Genomic DNA, 18930 nt, shown 5'->3' on the forward strand with positions numbered 1-18930 from the left:
AGTGGACCCCGGTCACCGGATCCGGAGTTGTCCACAGGTGGGCCGAACTGTCCACAGGGCCGGATCTCGCGTTGTTTCGGCTGGTGAGAGCCTCATAGAGTGCGATCGTGAGCCCGCCCCCCAGCGTGGGGCGGGAGCTGCCCGGACGCGGGGTCCAGGGCTGGAACGGACGCGGGGGTGATCTTGTGGACGGGATGGTGTCAGGCGCGGAGAGTGTCGTACAGGGCGGTGGTGAGGTTGTCGGCCAGGCCCGGGTGTTCGACGATCTCGTCCACCTCCGGGTCGGGCGTGCGCAGGCGCAGCACGCAGGCCACAGTGCCGTCGCGCAGCGCGGCGGCCACCAGGCGGGCCTCGCGGGCCTGTGGGTGCGAGGCGGCGACGCGGCCGAGCGTGTCGGTGTCCCCGTCGGGCAATTCCGCCTCGGCCTCCGGGGGGAGCATGACGATCTCCTGGGTGAGCGCGCAGCCCGCGACCACCTCCGGCCACATGATCGTGGCGAGCGCGGCACCCAGATCGCCGTCCGGCAGGGGCTCCTGGGCGATCGGGGTGAGCGTCGAGGCCGGGTCCAGCTGGTCGGCCAGCTCCGGACGCTCGGCCAGCAGGTGCGCCGTGGGCACCAGGGCGAACAATTGGGGCGGCTGGTCCCAGCCGCCCGCGGCGACGAACTCCTCGACCTCGCGGGTCACGGCGGGCAGGTCGGGGACCGTGGGATCGCTCACGGGCGCCATGGTCCCATCCGGCCACCAGGGCGGGACCGGCGGGCGGATCGCCCGGTATCCACGCATATCGGACACCCTCACGGGAACCTGAACCGCCCCTAATAGAGTTGAACAATCAGGGCGGGCCAGGCTCGTCCGAGATGTACGTCGAAAGTCAGCGACTCTGGAGCGTGCCCAGTGGCCACTCGGCCCCCGATCGGCCTGCCGAAGCTGTCCCGTCGCAGCCGGATCTTGCTCTACATCGCCGCCACCTTGATCCTGCTCCTGCTCGTCGGGTCGCGGCTGCTCAACACCTACGTGGACTGGCTGTGGTTCGGCGAGGTCCAGTTCCGCTCCGTGTTCACCACGATCCTGTGGACGCGGGTGGCCCTGTTCTTCGCCGTCGGGCTGCTCGTCGGCGGATTGCTCGCGGTAAGCCTGTGGGTGGCCTACCGCACCCGGCCGGTGTTCGTACCGGTCTCCAGCGCGGACGACCCGCTCGCCCGCTACCGGTCCACGATCGTGCAGCGCGTGCGCCTGTTCGGCATCGGCCTTCCGGTGCTGATGGGCGTCATCGCGGGCTCGGCCGCGCAGTCCGACTGGCAGCAGATCCAGCTGCTGTTCCACGGCACCGACTTCGGCGTCAAGGACGCGCAGTTCCAGATCGACATCGGCTTCTACGTCTTCACGCTGCCGTTCATCACCTGGCTGATCAACTGGCTGTTCGTGGCCGTCGCGATCGCGTTCTTCGGCGCGCTCATCACGCACTACCTGTTCGGCGGGATCCGACTGGCCGGTCGCGGCGGCCAGCTGGCCGCGCCCGCGCGGATGCAGCTGTCGATCACCGCGGGCGTGTTCGTGCTCGTCTACGCGGTCGACTACTTCTTCGAACGCTATGAGCTGTTGTTCAACACGCACGACCTGTTCAGCGGCGCGAACTTCACCGACCTCAACGCGGTGCTGCCCGCCAAGCTCATCCTGATGTTCATCGCGGCGTTCTGCGCGGTCGCCTACTTCGCAGGCGCGTTCCTGCGCAACCTGCAGCTGCCCGCGATCGCCACCGCGCTGCTGATCCTCTCCGGCATCCTGGTCGGCGCCGCCTGGCCCGCGGTCATCCAGCAGTTCTCGGTGCGACCGAACGAGAACGCCAAGGAGGCGCTGTCCATCCAGCGCAACATCGAGGCCACCAGGGACGCCTACGGCCTCGGCCCGGACAAGGTGAAGACGCAGGACTACGCGGGCACCACGGACGCCTCGCCGAGCACGATTCGCGGCGACCAGAGCAACATCAACACCATCTCCAACGTGCGGCTGCTCGACCCGAACATCCTCGCGCCCACCTTTACCCAGCGCGAGGGCCGGGAGAACTTCTACGGCTTCCCGGAGAAGCTCGACGTCGACCGCTACACCGTGGACGGCAAGACCCAGGACTACGTGGTCGCCGCCCGGGAGATCAAGACCCAGGGCCTGACCGAGACCCAGGGCGGCTGGATCAACCGGCACATGGTCTTCACGCACGGCAACGGCTTCGTGGCCGCCCCTGCCAACACCGTGAACTCCGCCCTGCAGGACTCCAACGACCAGGGCGGCTACCCGGTCTTCAAGGTCAGCGACCTGACCAACGACGGCCCGATCAAGGTCACCCAGCCGCGCATCTACTACGGCGAGCTGACCACCGACAACTACGCCATCGTCGGCGGCAAGGACAACGGCAGGCCGCTGGAGTACGACACCTCCACGAGCACCTTCGTCTACGACGGCAAGGGCGGCGTGCCGATCGACAACCTGTTCGACAAGCTCGTCTTCGCCGCCTACAACACCGAGCGCAACATCCTGTTCTCGTCGCAGATCGGCGACGACGCGCGGATCATGTACAACCGGAACCCGCGCGAGCGGGTGAACAAGGTCGCCCCGTGGCTGACCCTGGACGGCGACCCGTACCCGGCGGTGGTCAACGGCCGGATCCTGTGGATCATCGACGGCTACACCACGCTGGAGAACTACCCGTACGCCCAGCGCACCTCGCTGAACGAGGCGACGAACGACTCGCTCGGCGGGGTCGTGCCGCAGGACAACCGGACGATCAGCTACATCCGGAACTCGGTGAAGGCCACCGTCGACGCCTACGACGGCACCGTCTCGCTGTACTCGATCAACGACAAGGACCCGGTCCTCAAGGCCTGGGAGGGCGTGTTCCCCGGCACGGTCAAACCGTCCACGGAGATCTCGCCGGAGCTGCGCCAGCACTTCCGCTACCCGGAGGACCTGTTCAAGGTCCAGCGCGAGCTGCTGTCCCGCTACCACGTCGCCGACGCGAACGAGTTCTTCTCGCAGAAGACCTTCTGGAGCGTCCCGGCCGACCCGACCGAGGACGGCGCGTCCAACGGCACGAACACCAACGGCGCGAAACAACCGCCCTACTACGTGCTCGCCCAGGCACCCGGACAGTCCAACGCGACATTCCAGATCACCAGCGCGCTGACACTGCTGAACCGACAGTTCCTCGCCTCCTGGGTGTCCGCGTCGTCCGATCCGAACGACTACGGGCAGATCACGATCCTGCGACTACCCTCGGTCGGCCAACAGGCGGAAGGACCGGTACAGGTACAGAACCGGTTCCAGACGACACCGAAGGTCACCGAGAACCGGACACTGCTGCAGAACCAGAGCGTCACACCGACATTCGGCAACCTGTTGACCCTGCCCGTCGCGGGCGGGCTGCTCTACGTCGAACCGCTCTACGTGCAGCGCAAGGACGCCAACTCGTTCCCGCAGCTGGCCAGGGTGCTGGTGGCGTTCGGCAGCAAGGTCGGGTTCGCGCCCACCATCGACGAGGCACTCGACGAGGTGTTCGGCGCGGGCAGCGGTGACACGGCGACCAAACCGAACGACAACGGCAGCGGGACGTCCACATCGCCCAGCACGACACCGCCGACCACCACTACCGGCTCGCCACCGCCCACAGTCCCCGGTGGCGGGGGTGCCAGCCCGGACATCGACAAGGCCGTCCAGTCCCTCGACGCGGCCCTCACGCACCTGCACGAGGCCACCCGCAACGGCGACTTCGCCGAACAGGGCAAGGCGCTGGCCGAACTGGAGGCGGCGACCAAGCAGTACAACGACGCCAAGACCAAGGCCGGACAGACCACCACGACACCGTCCTCACCGGGCGCCGCGCCCTCGCCCACCCCGGGCCCCGGCGGCTGACCCCGCCCACCAGGCCCGATCCGCCCCGTCCCACCTCCGTGGGGCGGGGCGGACCCGTGTTCGGACCCTGTTTGCACCCGCTTCCACCGGCCGTGTACTGTTGTATTCACCAACGCGGGGTGGAGCAGCTCGGTAGCTCGCTGGGCTCATAACCCAGAGGTCGCAGGTTCAAATCCTGTCCCCGCTACGTCGACGAAGCGACGAGTGTCCACTGGAAAGATGTGGACCTCGTCGCTTCGCCATTTCTTCTGGGGGCCCGGCCCCCAGGCCCCCACGGTGCGTGCTTCTTGCGATGGCGGGCGTGGTCGATTTTCGAGTGGACCAGCGGCTGTCGACTTATGTGGTGGGTGACGCGCGCGACTTCCGGTCTGTCTGCTGTCCGCCCGCTTGTCCGTCTGGGTTTCGAGGCTCGGGCCTGGGCGCGGGTGATCGGGTGGTAGGGGGTCTCACCTGGGGTTATGGGGGTGGTGGGGGGTGGGTGAAAAAGGGGTTTGGGGTCGGTGTAGAGTTCTGATTACCAACGCGGGGTGGAGCAGCTCGGTAGCTCGCTGGGCTCATAACCCAGAGGTCGCAGGTTCAAATCCTGTCCCCGCTACTGATAGAGGCGGCGGGTTTCGCGGATGACGCGGAACCCGCCGCCTTTTTGTCGCGTGCGGTCGGATGGTGTGGCTCGCGATCTGGGCGGTCCTGGCCTCCGGGGGTGTCGGTCCTATCGATCTTCGCCGGTTTGGGACCGATGTGGACGCCAGTGGTATGGACCATTGGGGTGGATGGTTGTGCGGTGCAACGGGCGGCGCGGGTCCATACTCGAAGTTGGATGGTCCATAGAGGACCGTGGAGGGGACATATCGATGTTCCCCTTGGGTCGGTGTCACGGTGGATCGCCCGTGTGCCGGGGAGTTCGACTATGGGTGAGGTTCTTTAGCCAGGTGAAAGATCCGGAGCGAACGTGCATCCGCACGGGCGTCCGGGACAGTCGTTTGGGAGTCGGGGTTTCCGGACTCAGTGTCCACTCTGGAGGGTTCGAGCACCGGTCGAGGGTGGATCGAGCGGGTGTCCGGGTGTGACAGGTTTCCGGTAAACGCATCGTTCGGTGGGCAGCTGCCGCGTTCCTGGGTGGACCCGGGAGTAGGTTTTCCCGGTCCACCTGGGGATGTGGGCGTGATCTGGACCACATTGGCGGGTATTTTCCGGCCGAATCCCGCCCGTTTTCCCGACTACCGGGTGGGCTGGGTGTACTGGGCCGAACGGGTAGCGCCGTGGGAAGAGATCCACTCCTTTGGGGGAGCAAGTCCGGCGAGTCCACGTGGAACAGTCCGGTTTTGGGCCAGATGGGGAGTGTCCCGTGCGCTGATCGGTCCCGGGTCGAACGTCCCGGCCGGGTGTCCGGACGATCAGCCACTGTGGACTTCCCGGCTTGGCCACTGTGGACAGCGCGGCGATGTCGTGGGACCGTGGACACCGTGTCTGAATTGAATGCAACCGCCGCAGCACTGCTCGGCCTGCTGCACGAGGGTCCGCAGACCGGTGGTCAGCTCGTGTCCGCCGCCCGGGAGCGCTTCGGCTCTTTCTTCAGCGTCACGCGCAGTCAGGTCTACCGGGAGCTCCCGGCACTGGCCGACAGTGGTCTGGTCCGGCTCGGCAAGCAGGGTCCCCGCTCCAGCCAGCAGTACGTGATCACCGCCGCGGGCAAGAAGGCGTTCAAGGCGTGGCTCGGTGGGGAGCCGGGTCCCGACCACCTCCGCAGCCCGCTCATCCTGCGCCTGGTGCACGCGAGCACGCTCACCGCAAAGCAGCGCGTCGGACTGATCGACTCGGCCAAGCAGGTCTACAACGGCGAGCACGAGGCGGCCAAGACCGCCGTCAAGACCGCCGAGGACCCGTACGCCAAGGCGATCGCCGAGTTCGGCGTCGCCCGCGCCAGGGCCGTGCTCAAGCTCCTGGACTCGATCCCCAAGTCCTGACGGGCCTACCGCCGCAGCGGCGGCGTCCGTGTCCGCGTAGTCTTTTCCGACGTGAACCCGGACGTCGCCGCCGCGCTGAAGGAACTGTCCGCCTCGTTGGCCAACGTCGAGGCGGTGATGGACCTGGCGGGCCTCCGCGCGCAGATCGCCGAGCTGGAGGAGCAGGCCGCCAAGCCGGACCTGTGGGACAACCCGGAGGCCGCACAGCAGGTCACCAGCAAGCTCTCGCACCGGCAGGGCGAGCTGCGCCGCATCGAGGACCTGCGCTCGCGGTTGGACGACCTCGGCGTGCTCTACGAGCTGGCCGAGGAGGGTGGCGACGCGGAGGCAACCGCCGAGGCGGAGGCCGAGCACGTCAAGCTCAAGTCCGACGTGTCCAGCCTGGAGGTGCGCACGCTGCTGTCCGGTGAGTACGACGGCCGGGACGCGCTGGTCACCATCCGGTCCGAGGCGGGCGGGGTGGACGCCGCCGACTTCGCCGAGATGCTCATGCGCATGTACCTGCGCTGGACCGAGCGGCACAACTACCCCACCGAGGTCTACGACACCTCCTACGCCGAGGAGGCGGGCATCAAGTCCGCCACGTTCAAGGTCACCGCGCCGTACGCGTACGGGACCCTCTCGGTTGAGCAGGGCACGCACCGGCTGGTGCGCATCTCGCCGTTCGACAACCAGGGCCGCAGGCAGACCTCGTTCGCCGCGGTCGAGGTGGTGCCGGTGGTAGAGACCACCGACCACGTGGACATCGACGAGAAGGACCTGCGGGTCGATGTCTACCGCTCGTCCGGCCCCGGTGGACAGGGCGTCAACACCACCGACTCGGCGGTCCGCCTGACGCACCTCCCGACCGGCATCGTGGTGTCCTGCCAGAACGAGCGCTCGCAGCTGCAGAACAAGGCCTCCGCGATGGCCGTGCTGCAGGCCAAGCTGCTGGAGCGCCGCAGGCAGGAGCAGCAGGCCAGGATGGACGCGCTCAAGGACAGCTCCAGCGGCTCGTGGGGCAACCAGATGCGCACCTACGTGCTGCACCCGTACCAGATGGTCAAGGACCTGCGCACCGAGTACGAGGTGGGCAACCCGACGGCGGTGCTCGACGGCGACATCGACGGGTTCCTGGAGTCCGGCATCCGCTGGCGCCGCACCCAGTGACCCCGGCCCGCGATACCGGTCGGTAACGCCCAGGTCACGCGCGGTGACCAGGCAAAACCGTAACGGTGGGCAAGGCAACGGCTCGATAACGACCAGAGGTAGACTCGCCGACCGTGATCCGGCTCGAACAGGTATCCAAGGTCTACAAGACCTCCACCAGACCCGCCCTGGAGAACGTCTCCGTGCAGGTGGACAAAGGTGAGTTCGTCTTCCTGATCGGCCCGTCGGGGTCCGGGAAGTCGACCTTCCTGCGGCTGCTGCTGCGCGAGGAGGTCCCCAGCAAGGGTCGCGTCTACGTGGCCAACTTCGACGTGGCGCGGATGGCCAGGCGGCGAGTGCCGCGGCTGCGCCAGTCCATCGGCTGCGTGTTCCAGGACTTCCGGCTGCTGTCGAACAAGACCGTCGCGGAGAACGTGGCGTTCGCCCTGGAGGTCATCGGCAAGCCCCGGCACACCATCCGCAAGGTGGTGCCCGAGGTGCTGGAGCTGGTCGGCCTGGAGGGCAAGGCGGAGCGGATGCCGCATGAGCTGTCCGGCGGCGAGCAGCAGCGGGTGGCGATCGCCCGCGCGTTCGTGAACCGGCCGCTGATGCTGCTCGCCGACGAGCCCACCGGAAACCTGGACCCGGACACCAGCCAGGACATCATGCTGCTGCTGGAGCGGATCAACCGGACGGGCACCACGGTGCTGATGGCAACGCACGACCACTCCATCGTGGACTCGATGCGCCGCCGGGTGGTCGAACTCGACCTCGGCCGGGTCGTGCGTGACGACGCGCGCGGCGTCTACGGCGTCGGTCGTTAGCGACGCCGTCCGAAGCACCCTCTAGAACCGCCCCGTACAGCGAGGAACCCCACCCCCGATGCGTGCCAGCTTCGTGCTCAGCGAGGTACTGACCGGCCTGCGCCGGAACCTCACGATGACCATCGCGATGATCATCACGACCGCCATCTCGCTCGCCATGCTCGGTGGTGGTCTGCTGGTGGTGCGGATGATCGACAAGACCAAGGCGCTCTACGAGGACAAGGTCGAGGTCAGCGTCTTCCTGACCAAGGACATCTCGGCCACCGACGCCCAGTGCGCCAACGACCCGTGCAAGGGCCTGTACGCGGCGCTGCGCGCGGACCCGGCGGTGGACGCGGTCAAGTTCGAGAACCGCGAGCAGGCGTTCGAGCGGTTCAAGAAGCTGTTCGAGGCCCAGCCGGAGCTGGTCAAGCTGACCCGCGAGGAGGCGCTGCCCTCCTCGCTGCGGGTGAAGCTGAAGGACCCGGACCGGCCGGAGGTGATCACCCAGACCTACGCCGGGCGGCCGGGCATCGACACCATCGTCGACCAGAACGTGTTCCTGGACCGGTTCTTCAACATCTTCAACGGGTTCCGGAACCTGACGTTCTCGGTTGCGTTGTTCATGGCGATAGCGGCGCTGCTGCTGATCTCCAACACCGTCCAGCTGTCCGCGTTCAACCGGCGGACGGAGGTCGGCATCATGCGCCTGGTCGGCGCCACCCGCTGGTATACCCAGCTGCCGTTCCTCCTTGAGGCCATGGTCACCGGCCTGACCGGCGCCATCCTGGCGCCGGTGCTGCTGGTGCTGTTCAAGATGTCCTTCGTGGACGGGGTGCTCGGCGACCTGACCAACGGCGGGGTCATCCAGGCCATCAGCGGTATCGACATCCTGCTGGTCACCCCATGGCTGCTACTGGTCGCGGTGGGCATCTCGGCGGTCACCGGCTACGTGACGCTGCGGCTGTACGTCCGCACGTGACGACCCACCCGTAGAGTTCTCCGGCATGGCGAAGGAACGCGGCCGCAAGGCGATCGTGACCAACCGGAAGGCGCGGCACGACTACTCCGTCCTCGACACCTACGAGACCGGGATCGTGCTGGTCGGCACCGAGGTCAAGAGCCTGCGGCTGGGCCGGGCGTCGCTGGTCGACGCGTTCGCCACGGTGGACGACGGCGAGGTGTACCTGCGCAACCTGTTCATCCCGGAGTACACCGAGGGCACCTGGACCAACCACGAGCCGCGCCGCACCCGCAAGCTGCTGCTGCACAAGGCCGAGATCCTCCGGCTGATCGGCAAGATCAAGGAGTCCGGGCTGTCGCTGGTGCCGCTGTCGATGTACTTCTCCGACGGTCGGGTGAAGGTCGAACTGGCGCTGGCACGCGGGAAGAAGGCCTACGACAAACGGCAGGACCTGGCCAAGAAGGACGCCCAGCGGGAGATGGCCCGCGCGGCCGGTCGGCGGGCCAAGGGCCGGTCCTGACAGGTTCCGTCGGGGTCGCGGGGTGGGTGCGCGGCCTGGGATCGCGGGGCCGAGGTGCCTGAGCTGGACGAACCGTTCCTCCGGGCGGTACCGCGCGACCACCGGCCCGGCTGCTCGCTCTGGGCGAACACTGAACGGAAACAAACCCGGGCTCGGTCAAGTTGAGGTGATCAGACTCAAGTTTCCTGGAGGGTGATCACCATGTCCGAGGCTCTGACGCTGCCGGTGCTTCCGCTGGACGACACGGTCCTGCTGCCCGGCATGGTCGTCCCCATCCGGTTGGCGGGCACAGACAACGCCAACGAGGCCCGTGCCGCCATCGATGCGGCAGGCGCGGCTGCCGAAAACTCCGAGGATTCCGGCGGGACGAACGAACCCGCCAGGGTCGTGCTGGTGCCCAGACTGGAGGGCAAGTACGCCCGGGTCGGCACGCTCGCCGTGGTCGAGCAGGTGGGCAGGCTGCCCGGCGGCGAGCTGGCCGCCGTGGTCCGCGGAACAGGACTATCGGGCCCGCGTGGAGAGCGCGGACCTGCCGGAGAAGGTGCGTGCCGCCGCACTGTCCGAAGTGGACAAGCTGGAGCGCACCGCGGAACAGTCCCCGGAGGTCGGCTGGATCCGCACCTGGCTGGACACCGTGCTGGAGATGCCCTGGCAGACCCGCACCGACGACGCCTACGACATCGCGGGCGCGCGGGCGGTGCTGGACGCCGACCACGCCGGGCTGGACGATGTGAAGGACCGGATCATCGAGTACCTGGCCGTGCGCAAGCGGCGCGACGAGCGCGGGCTGGGCGTCGTCGGCGGGCGGCGCAGCGGGGCCGTGCTGGCGCTCGCGGGCCCGCCCGGGGTCGGCAAGACCTCGCTGGGCGAGTCCGTGGCGCGGGCGATGGGCCGCAAGTTCGTGCGGGTCGCCTTGGGCGGCGTGCGCGACGAGGCGGAGATCCGCGGTCACCGGCGCACCTACGTCGGGGCGTTGCCCGGCCGGATCGTGCGCGCCATCAAGGAGGCTGGCTCGATGAACCCGGTCGTGCTGCTCGACGAGATCGACAAGGTCGGCGCGGACTACCGGGGCGACCCGACCGCCGCGCTGCTGGAGGTGCTCGACCCGGCACAGAACCACACCTTCCGCGACCACTACCTGGAGGTCGAGCTCGATCTGTCCGATGTGGTCTTCCTGGCCACCGCGAACGTGATCGACGCCGTGCCCGCGCCGCTGCTGGACCGGATGGAGCTGGTGCGCCTGGACGGGTACACCGAGGACGAGAAGGTCACCATCGCGGCGGGCCACCTGCTGCCCCGGCAGCTGGAACGGGCCGGGCTGACGGCCGCTGAGGTCGAGGTCGACGAGGCGGCGCTGCGGCTGCTGGCGGGGGAGTACACCCGCGAGGCCGGGGTGCGGCAGCTGGAACGGTCGATCGCGCGGGTGCTGCGCAAGGTCACGGCCAAGCTGGCCCTTGGCGACGCGGAACTGCCGTTGCGAATCGGCGCTGACGACCTTCGCGGCTACCTCGGACAGCCCAAGCACACGCCCGAGTCGGCCGAGCGCACCGCGGTCCCCGGGGTGTCCACCGGCTTGGCGGTCACCGGCGCAGGCGGCGACGTGCTGTTCGTCGAGGCGTCCCTGGCCGACCGGGAGACCGGGGCCGCCGGGGTCACGCTCACCGGACAGCTGGGCGACGTGATGAAGGAGTCGGCCCAGATCGCCCTGTCCTACCTGCGCTCGCACGGCCCCGCGCTGGGCCTGCCGGTCGGCGAACTGGCCGACCGCGGCGTGCACGTGCACGTCCCGGCGGGCGCGGTCCCCAAGGACGGGCCGAGCGCGGGCGTCACCATGACCACCGCGCTGGCGTCGCTGCTGTCCGGTCGGCCGGTGCGCTCGGACGTGGCGATGACCGGCGAGGTGTCGCTGACCGGGCGGGTGCTGCCGATCGGCGGGGTGAAGCAGAAGCTGCTGGCCGCCCACCGCGCGGGCATCACCACGGTGCTGCTGCCCCGGCGCAACGAGCCCGACCTGGACGACGTGCCGGAGTCGGTGCTCGGCGAGCTGACCGTGCACCTGGTCGCCGACGTCCGGGACGTGCTGTCCCTGGCCCTGGAACCGGCCGCCGCGGGCACCCACCTGGCGGCCTGACGACGACGGGTGGACCGCCCCGGACGTGGGGCGGTCCACCCGTGTTCCCCCAGTGCGGCAACGCCTCATGGGGATCGGCGCTGCTGTTCGATCGACGATCCGGGACCGGAGTCCGGCAGCGAGATCGGGTTCGCGGGCCAGGCTGTTCCACAAGCAGGCCGCGCTCCACAGGTCCGTGGTGATCCGTCCCGCGACGCCCCGGTTGTCGTGCCTGCCCCGCGGTCGCCAGGTCGGGAACGATGCCTGCGAGGAGGTGAGGGCGGCTGGCGGGCGGAAACCGACCCAGCGCACGCCCCCACCCACCCGGGGGGCGAACCCGCCCAATACGCGGAACCCTAGGCGATCGGGGCGGTTGTCAATATCCCTCGGTCGTGGCCTGTGGATGAAACGCGCGGGTTGTGGACAACTCGGGTGGTGCCGTCGCGCAGGGCCAGGGCGACCCCGGTGAAGACGAGCGCCGCCCACGGCAGCGGCCCGTCGAACAGGCCTGGCCCGTCCGGCGAGAAGCCGTGCACGGTGAGGCCGAGCAGTCCGCCGAGCGCGGCGACGTAGCCGACCACGAGCCGGAGCGAGCCGGGAACGGCGTTGCCGCCCATGGCCTCGAACCGGCCGAACACCCGCACCAGACCGGCCAGTACCAGGCCGGTCGCGCCCAGCCAGAGCGGCGCGGCCAGGAACCAGGCGGCCGTGCCCGGCTCGGGCGTGTGGTAGCCGAAGCCCAGCACGCTGACGCCCGCGACCGCGACCAGCGCGGGCATGTGCCATAGGTAGATGGTGGTGCAGCGTGCCCCCAGCACCCCCAGCCACGGGCCCGCCAGGCGGTTGAGCAGCGGCCGGGCGAGCAGCAGCAGGCCAAGCTGGCCGACGGCCAGCGGCAGCAGCACGGCGGCGGGCGGGCTCATGTTGGACATCGGCGCGCCCGGCATGCCGATCATGCTCAGCGCGTACGGTCCACACGCGACCATCAGGGTGACGGCGGTGTAGCCGAGGACGGCCATGGCCGCGTAGCCGCGCCGGGTGAGGCGGTCGAGGTGGCCGTCGGCGTAGCACAGGCCCAGCTGCGCGACCGCGATCCAGATGACGGCGGCGTTCAGGAAACCCGCCTCCGGCAGCCCGGCGAAGCGGACCACGTCGATCAGGACGGCCAGGCCCGCCAGTGGCAGCAGCACCTTCGGGCCGAACCGGCCGTGCGCCGCCGCCATCAGCGGGGTCGCCAGCACCACCAGCAGGTACACCACCAGGAACCACAGCAGCTGTGCTGCCACGCCGCCTGCCAGGTCCACCGGCTGCGCGGGCACCCCGAACGTCAGCAGTACCTGCGGCAGCAGCACCCACACCGCGGCCATCGGCACGACCGGCAGCACCAGCCTGCGCAGCCGCCCGGCCAGCCACGCCCGGGTGCTCGTCGCCTTCCGGAAGGAGTACAGGTTCGCCGCGCCGCCTGCGAAGAACACGATCGGCATCACCTGCGACACCCAGGTGAGCAGCCACCACCCCGGTGTGGTGAGAGCGTTCCCCGCTTCCAACACGTCTCCCGTGCCGCCGAGGTGCAGCACCGGCATCAGCCAGTGCTGCAGCACCACCAGCAGGACCGCCCCCACCCGGAGCACGTCCAGGAACGGATCGCGCCGCATCGTTGTCTCCTCGCCCCGTGAACCCGTTTGCCCGACCGGGCAAAGCCTGCTCTCCGCGCACGTGGAGAACACCCATGCCAGCAGGCGTCTTGTGGTTGCGGCCCACACCACCCGTAGGGGTGGGGATAGCCCTACCCCGGGTGTGAATTCACTAGGAATCGCTTGTCTCCCGAGGTCCGCGCCGATATCCGGGTCGGTCGGAGTCGTTCGCTATGGACTGAATGTCGGAATTCCTTCCCGATGGCTGGCGCGCCGGGGTGTGATCGTGGTTGCTTTTCCGGACCGGTATGCCGAACCGTTCGCGAACGCCTGTCCCGTTCCCTGCCGCGTTTTTGGAGCCGACGATGAGACAAGTGCGCGCGAGCCTGCGCTTTTTCTGTGCGGGAGTGGTCGCGGTGACCGCGGTGGCCCTGGCCGCGGGTCCGGCCGGTGCCGAGGGCACCGTGCTGGCCGCCGACCGGCCCGGGTCGATCCCGGGCAGCTACCTGGTGCAGCTCAAGGACTCCGCCGCCCTGGCGTCGCAAGTGGACGGTCTGGCCGCTGACCTGGCGGACCGCTACGGCGGCCGGGTGAAGACCACCTGGAAGTACGCCCTGCGCGGGTTCGCCGCCGAGATGTCGGCGAGCCAGGCGCGGCGGCTCGCCGCGGACCCGAGCGTGGCCGTCGTCGAACAGGACGCCGTGGTGTCCGTGTCCGGCACCCAGCGGAACCCGCCGTCGTGGGGGATCGACCGCATCGACCAGCGCGACCTGCCGCTGGACGACACGTACAACTACGACACCACCGGCCGCGGCGTCACCGCCTACATCGTGGACACCGGTGTGCGCACGACCCACCGGACCTTCGGCGGCCGTGCCAGCTGGGGCACGAATACCGTCGACAGCAACAACACCGACTGCCACGGCCACGGCACACACGTGTCCGGGACCGTCGGTGGCACCGAGTACGGCGTCGCCAAGGACGTGCGGATCGTCGCGGTGAAGGTGCTCAACTGCGCGGGCCAGGGCTCCAACCAGGCGGTGGCCAGCGGCGTCGACTGGGTGGCGCGCAACGCGGTCAAGCCCGCCGTGGCCAACATGAGCCTCGGCGGCGACCCGTCCACGGTCACCGACAACGCGGTGCGCGGCGCCATCACCGCGGGCGTCACCTTCGCGGTCGCCTCGGGCAACGACAACACCAACGCCTGCAACTCCTCACCGGCGCGGGTCACCCAGGCGATCACCGTCAACGCCACCGACGACACCGACACGCGCGCGTCGTTCTCCAACTACGGCACCTGCTCCGACCTTTTCGGGCCGGGCGTGGACATCACCTCGTCCTGGAACACCGGCGACACTGCCACCAACACCATCAGCGGCACCTCGATGGCGACCCCGCACGTGGCGGGCGTGGCCGCGCGGTACCTGGAGGCGCACCCGAGCGACAGCCCGGCGGCGGTACAGGCGGCGCTCATCGCGCAGGCCACGCCGGGCAAGGTCCGCAGCCCCGGATCCGGCTCGCCCAACCGGCTGCTGTTCGCCGGTGAGGGAACCGGCACGCCGACCGTCGTCACACCGCCGGGGAACCAGACCGCGACCGTCGGCGTACCGACCAGCCTGACGCTGTCGGCGACCGGCGGCACCGCGCCCTACACGTGGACCGCGACCGGACTGCCCAACGGGCTGACGATCTCCGCCGCGGGCGTGATCTCCGGTACGCCCGGCACACCAGGCGTCTTCGCCGTCACCGTGACCGCCACGCCCGCGTCCGGCACCCCCGGCACCGCGTCGTTCACCTGGACGATCCAGGCCGCGCCGGTCGTCGTCTCGCCGCCAGGCAACCAGGCCGGAACCGTTGGCGCGCCGGTGAACCTGGCATTGTCCGCGACCGGCGGCACCCCGCCGTACGCGTGGACGGCGACCGGACTGCCGCCCGGCCTCTCGGTTTCCGGCAGCTCCGTGACCGGAACGCCCACCACCGCCGGTACCTACGACGTGGTCGTCACCGCCACGCCCGCGGCGGGCACGCCCGGCAGCGCGTCGTTCACCTGGACGATCACCCCGGCGCCCACGGTCGTCACCCCGCCCGGCAACCAGAGCGGCGTCGTCGGCGAACCCGCGCGGCTGACGCTGTCGGCGACCGGCGGCACCCCGCCGTACACGTGGACCGCGACCGGACTGCCGTCCGGGCTGGCATTGTCGGCCGACGGCGTCATCGCGGGCACGCCCACCACCCCGGGCGGCTACGACGTGACGGTCACCGCGACCCCCGCCGCCGGAACCCCCGGCAGCGCCGCGTTCCGCTGGACGATCACCACCACCCCGAGCACCATCACCCTCGCCGATCCCGGACCGCAGAACGGAAAGCTTGGCGTGAAGACCGCGCTCAAGCTGACCGCGACCGGTGGCACCGCCCCCTACACCTGGGCGGTCACCGGCCTCCCGGAGGGGGTCAACGCGGAACCGAGCACCACGGACACGCTCAACGTCCGCGGCACGCCCAAGCGCGCGGGCACCAACCGCGTCTCGGTGACGGTGACCGGCTCCCGCGGTGACAGCGCGACCGTCGCCTTCGACTGGACCATCACCGAAGGCGGCGGCGTCCCCATCACGATCACCAACCCCGGGGCGCAGACCGTCAAACAGGGCCAACCGGTGTCCATCCCGCTGTCGGCCACCGGCGGCACCGCGCCCTACCGCTGGTCCGCGCGCGGCCTGCCCGGCGGGCTGTCCATCGACGGCAGCGGCCTGATCTCCGGCACGCCTGGGACCGCGGGCCTGTTCTCCGCGGTGATCAGCGTGTCCAGCTCGGACGGCGCGGGGTCGGTCACCATCGACTGGACGGTGACACCGGGCGGCAGCTGCGCCCCGGCGCAACTGGTCGCCAACAGCGGGTTCGAGAGCGGGGCCACCGCATGGACCACCACCTCGGATGTCATCGGCCAACACGGTGACAACGGCCAGCCCGCGCACGACGGCACCTACAGCGCCTGGCTCGGCGGCCGCGGCACCACCTACACCGAGAACATCGCGCAGAGCGTGACCATCCCGTCCGGCTGCGGCACCTACACGCTGTCGTACTGGCTGCACATCGACACCGCGGAGGAACCGGGCACGCCCTACGACTCGATGACGGTCAAACTCGGCGCCAACACCCTCAGGACGTACACCAACCTCGACGCGGCGACCGGCTACCAGCAGGTCACCGTGGACGTGAGCGGGTACGCGGGGCAGACCGTCGAGCTGCGGTTCGACTCGGTCGAGGACGCCGCGCTGCAGACCTCGTTCATCATCGACGACGTGACCCTGTCGGTCCGGTGAGGGGCCGGGGCGGTCGGGGGGCGCGCCCCCGACCGCCCCGCGCGTCGCCGCGACCGCTCAGCCGCGGTCCAGGAACGTGAGCACCGCCCGCACCCGGCGGTGCTCCTCCGCGCTCGGCTCCAGGCCCAGCTTGGAGAAGATGTTGCCGACGTGCTTCTCCACCGCCCCGTCGGAGACCGTCAGGGACCGCGCGATGGCCACGTTGGACATGCCCTGGGCCATCAGGCCCAGTACCTCCCGCTCCCGCGGGGTCAGCAGATCGATGGGATTGCGTCGGCCACGTGCCATGAGCTGTGCGATCACCTCCTGGTCTATGCAAGTGCCGCCCGAGGCGACGCGCTGCACCGCGTCGACGAACTCGGCCACGTCCGCCACCCGCTCCTTGAGCAGGTAGCCGACACCGCCCGCGCCGCCAGCCAGCAGCTCGACGGCGTAGCGCTCCTCCACGTACTGCGAGAGCACCAGCACCGGCAGCCCCGGCATCTCCTCCCGGGCGCGCAGGGCCGCGCGCAGCCCCTCGTCGGTGAAGGTCGGCGGCATCCGCACGTCCACGATCGCCAGGTCCGGGCGGTGCTCGGAGACCGCGCGCAGCAGCCCGTCGCCGTCCTCCACCGCCGCCACCGTCTCGATGTCCTCGTCGGCCAGCAGCCGGGTCACACCGACCCGCAGCAGCACCGAGTCCTCGGCGATCACCACACGCACGGCAGGTCCGCCCTGATCACTGTCGGCCCACCGATGGGGCTCACCACGGTCATCACACCGTCAATCGTGGCAGCGCGGTCGGCCAGCCCGGACAACCCTCCCCCCGGCCGCAGCGCGGCGCCGCCGTCGCCGTCGTCGGTGATCTCCACGACCACCTGGTCGCCGGTCGCCCGCTCGTGCCGCCACACCTTCACCGTGACCGCCGAGGCGTTGGCGTGCTTGGCGATGTTGGTCAGCGACTCGCCCACGATGAAGTAGGCGGTGCTCTCCACCGCCGCGGGCGGGCGCGGGTCCACGGTGACGGTGACCTCGACCGGCACCGGGCACTTCGCCGCCAGCGAGGACAGCGCCGCGTCCAGGCCCCGGTCGCCCAGCACCGCCGGGTAGATGCCGCGGGCCAGGTCGCGCAGCTCGGCCACGGCCAGCTTGGCGTCCGCGTGCGCCTCGTCGATCAGCGCGCGGGCCAGGTCCGGGTCCGCGTCCAGCTTGCCCTTGGCCCGGCCGAGGCCCATGGCCACCGCCACCAGCCGCTGCTGGGCGCCGTCGTGCAGGTCCCGCTCGATCCGCCGCCGCTCCGCCTCGGCCGCGTCCACCCCGCGCGCCCGGGAGGCCTGCAGCCGCTCGGCCTTGGCGCTCAGGTCGGCCGCCCGGTCCGGGCCGAGCATGGACCTGGTCAGCTGGGCGTGCAGCCAGGCGTACCGGGGCGTGATCCACAGCGCCAGCGGCACCAGCGGGATGCTGGCCACGGCCAGCCCGAACCCGAACACCGACAGCGGCAGCTGCACGAACAGGAACATGATGTCCCGCCAGGTGCGGGCGTCGGTGAGCAGCCCGCGCCACTGCCGCAGCACCGACTCCTCGCCGCCGCGGTCGAGCACCCGCACCGACGGCAGGTCCGCCCCCAGCAGCTTCCGCGTCCACGCCCGGTGCGCGTTGCCGAACGCCCGCGCCGCGCACACCCCGCCGATCAGCGTGGGCACCCCGACCCAGATGATCACGGTGCCGACGCCAACGGACAGCAGCGTGATGGTCACGATGAAGCTCACCAGGCTCAGCGGGAACCCGCCGATGAAGTACAGGATGCTGGTGAAGGGGTGCGGGAACCGCCGTCCCTGCTCGTCCAGTTCGACCATGTCAGACCCCGGTGGCCACGGGCAGCGCGTCGAACGAGCGGATCGTCGACCCGGACGGGCCCAGCAGCGCCCGCGCGAAGTAGGCGTGCGCCTTGCCGAGACCGCGGGTCACCGGCACCGCCAGCGCCAGCAGCGCCAGGCCCAACGCGGTGAACGGCAGCGCGTCCACGAACGAGTTCACCACGATCACCGGGTGGTCGGTGTCCCACAGCCGGTAGCTGCCGCCGGGCAGCCAGCGGTAGTAGACGGGCAGGAACAACATGCTCGCCGACGTCACCCAGAACGTCACCACCACGCAGAACTCGAACACGCCGATCGGGAACAGCAGCAGGAAGTACGCCATGTCCCGCCAGGTCGACACGTCCCTGACCCGCGCCTTCCACCGCCCCTGCGCGGGCAGCGGCGGGTACGGGGAGGCGATGTAGGTGTCCAGCATCGCGTACACCCGCGCCCGCTCCACCCGCCCGGCGAACCGCGCCGCCACGATCGCCAGCGCCAGCACCGGCAGACCGATCCACACGACCGCCGAGCTCACCCCGACGCACAGCATCGTGAAGAAGGCGACGAACCCGCCGACCCCCACGGGCAGGTTCATCACCAGGTAGCCGAGGGACCCCAGCACCGACGGGTTCGGCCGGGTCCCGTCGCTGTGAACGGTGGTCATCGTCTCGCCTCCTCATGCGGTTGACCACCAGCATCCCGGTTCCACCGGCCACCATCCATGGGGGGCGCCACCCACCCCGAGGT

At 70.0% G+C, this 18930-nt stretch carries 12 protein-coding genes, 2 tRNA genes and 2 pseudogenes; 11 read left to right on the forward strand and 5 right to left on the reverse strand.

Annotated elements, in window-relative coordinates; all coding sequences use genetic code 11:
• Positions 1-200: 200 nt before the first annotated feature.
• Positions 201-728, reverse strand: coding sequence for a PPA1309 family protein (locus C503_RS0120635; RefSeq protein WP_018684121.1), 528 nt, complete (start codon positions 726-728; stop codon positions 201-203).
• 168 nt (positions 729-896) lie between these two features.
• On the opposite strand from C503_RS0120635, the gene C503_RS0120640 reads away from it, so the two are divergent.
• From C503_RS0120640 to lon, 10 genes and pseudogenes are all read left to right on the forward strand, one after another.
• On the forward strand, positions 897-3905 hold the full coding sequence (locus C503_RS0120640; RefSeq protein WP_018684122.1) for a UPF0182 family protein: 3009 nt from the start codon (positions 897-899) through the stop codon (positions 3903-3905).
• 113 nt (positions 3906-4018) lie between these two features.
• Positions 4019-4092: transfer RNA gene (locus C503_RS0120645), tRNA-Met, on the forward strand.
• Between the two features lie 334 nt (positions 4093-4426).
• Positions 4427-4500: transfer RNA gene (locus C503_RS0120650), tRNA-Met, on the forward strand.
• A gap of 868 nt (positions 4501-5368) precedes the next feature.
• The gene (locus C503_RS0120655; protein ID WP_026316524.1) at positions 5369-5869 is read left to right on the forward strand and encodes a PadR family transcriptional regulator; all 501 of its coding nucleotides are present in this window, start codon (positions 5369-5371) and stop codon (positions 5867-5869) included.
• A 51-nt stretch (positions 5870-5920) separates the two neighbouring features.
• The gene (prfB, locus tag C503_RS0120660; RefSeq protein ID WP_018684124.1) at positions 5921-7018 is read left to right on the forward strand and encodes a peptide chain release factor 2; all 1098 of its coding nucleotides are present in this window, start codon (positions 5921-5923) and stop codon (positions 7016-7018) included.
• Between the two features lie 113 nt (positions 7019-7131).
• A complete protein-coding gene (gene ftsE, locus C503_RS0120665) occupies positions 7132-7821 on the forward strand; it encodes a cell division ATP-binding protein FtsE (RefSeq protein WP_018684125.1) in 690 nt (229 codons plus the stop codon).
• 58 nt (positions 7822-7879) lie between these two features.
• Positions 7880-8782 (forward strand): permease-like cell division protein FtsX, encoded by a 903-nt coding sequence (ftsX, locus tag C503_RS0120670; RefSeq protein WP_018684126.1) that lies wholly within the window; start codon positions 7880-7882, stop codon positions 8780-8782.
• 25 nt (positions 8783-8807) lie between these two features.
• On the forward strand, positions 8808-9284 hold the full coding sequence (gene smpB / locus C503_RS0120675; protein ID WP_018684127.1) for an SsrA-binding protein SmpB: 477 nt from the start codon (positions 8808-8810) through the stop codon (positions 9282-9284).
• Between the two features lie 261 nt (positions 9285-9545).
• Positions 9546-9719: pseudogene (locus tag C503_RS48905) on the forward strand (hypothetical protein); the annotation flags it as partial.
• A gap of 58 nt (positions 9720-9777) precedes the next feature.
• Positions 9778-11415: pseudogene (gene lon / locus C503_RS42710) on the forward strand (endopeptidase La); the annotation flags it as partial.
• A gap of 335 nt (positions 11416-11750) precedes the next feature.
• Here the strand turns inward: lon and C503_RS0120685 are convergent.
• The gene (locus tag C503_RS0120685) at positions 11751-13049 is read right to left on the reverse strand and encodes an acyltransferase family protein (RefSeq protein WP_018684130.1); all 1299 of its coding nucleotides are present in this window, start codon (positions 13047-13049) and stop codon (positions 11751-11753) included.
• Positions 13050-13393: 344 nt separating this feature from the next.
• Between C503_RS0120685 and C503_RS44075 the strand changes: the two genes are divergently transcribed.
• Positions 13394-16348, forward strand: a complete 2955-nt coding sequence (locus C503_RS44075; RefSeq protein ID WP_084477238.1) for a S8 family peptidase — start codon at positions 13394-13396, stop codon at positions 16346-16348.
• 57 nt (positions 16349-16405) lie between these two features.
• Here the strand turns inward: C503_RS44075 and C503_RS0120695 are convergent, their stop codons facing one another.
• Genes C503_RS0120695 through C503_RS0120705 form a run of 3 tightly spaced genes read right to left on the reverse strand, consistent with a single transcriptional unit; the run spans position 16406 to position 18847 of the window.
• Positions 16406-17050, reverse strand: a complete 645-nt coding sequence (locus C503_RS0120695) for a response regulator transcription factor (RefSeq protein WP_018684132.1) — start codon at positions 17048-17050, stop codon at positions 16406-16408.
• The gene (locus C503_RS0120700) at positions 17038-18183 is read right to left on the reverse strand and encodes a sensor histidine kinase (protein ID WP_018684133.1); all 1146 of its coding nucleotides are present in this window, start codon (positions 18181-18183) and stop codon (positions 17038-17040) included. The genes C503_RS0120695 and C503_RS0120700 overlap by 13 nt, the downstream gene beginning before the upstream one ends.
• 1 nt (position 18184) lies before the next feature.
• Complete coding sequence (locus C503_RS0120705) at positions 18185-18847, reverse strand: sensor domain-containing protein (RefSeq protein WP_018684134.1); 663 nt, start codon at positions 18845-18847, stop codon at positions 18185-18187.
• Positions 18848-18930: the final 83 nt, after the last annotated feature.

This window comes from Actinokineospora enzanensis DSM 44649, from assembly GCF_000374445.1.
Taxonomy (GTDB): domain Bacteria; phylum Actinomycetota; class Actinomycetes; order Mycobacteriales; family Pseudonocardiaceae; genus Actinokineospora; species Actinokineospora enzanensis.

Bases quoted from the DNA above. Each gene is read 5' to 3' on its own strand.
- C503_RS0120685 (WP_018684130.1), bottom strand. From the start codon at position 13,049: ATGCGGCGCGATCCGTTCCTGGACGTGCTCCGGGTGGGGGCGGTCCTG.
- C503_RS0120700 (WP_018684133.1), bottom strand. From the start codon at position 18,183: ATGGTCGAACTGGACGAGCAGGGACGGCGGTTCCCGCACCCCTTCACC.
- C503_RS44075 (WP_084477238.1), top strand. From the start codon at position 13,394: ATGAGACAAGTGCGCGCGAGCCTGCGCTTTTTCTGTGCGGGAGTGGTC.
- smpB (WP_018684127.1), top strand. From the start codon at position 8,808: ATGGCGAAGGAACGCGGCCGCAAGGCGATCGTGACCAACCGGAAGGCG.
- C503_RS0120705 (WP_018684134.1), bottom strand. From the start codon at position 18,847: ATGACCACCGTTCACAGCGACGGGACCCGGCCGAACCCGTCGGTGCTG.
- C503_RS0120635 (WP_018684121.1), bottom strand. From the start codon at position 728: ATGGCGCCCGTGAGCGATCCCACGGTCCCCGACCTGCCCGCCGTGACC.
- ftsX (WP_018684126.1), top strand. From the start codon at position 7,880: ATGCGTGCCAGCTTCGTGCTCAGCGAGGTACTGACCGGCCTGCGCCGG.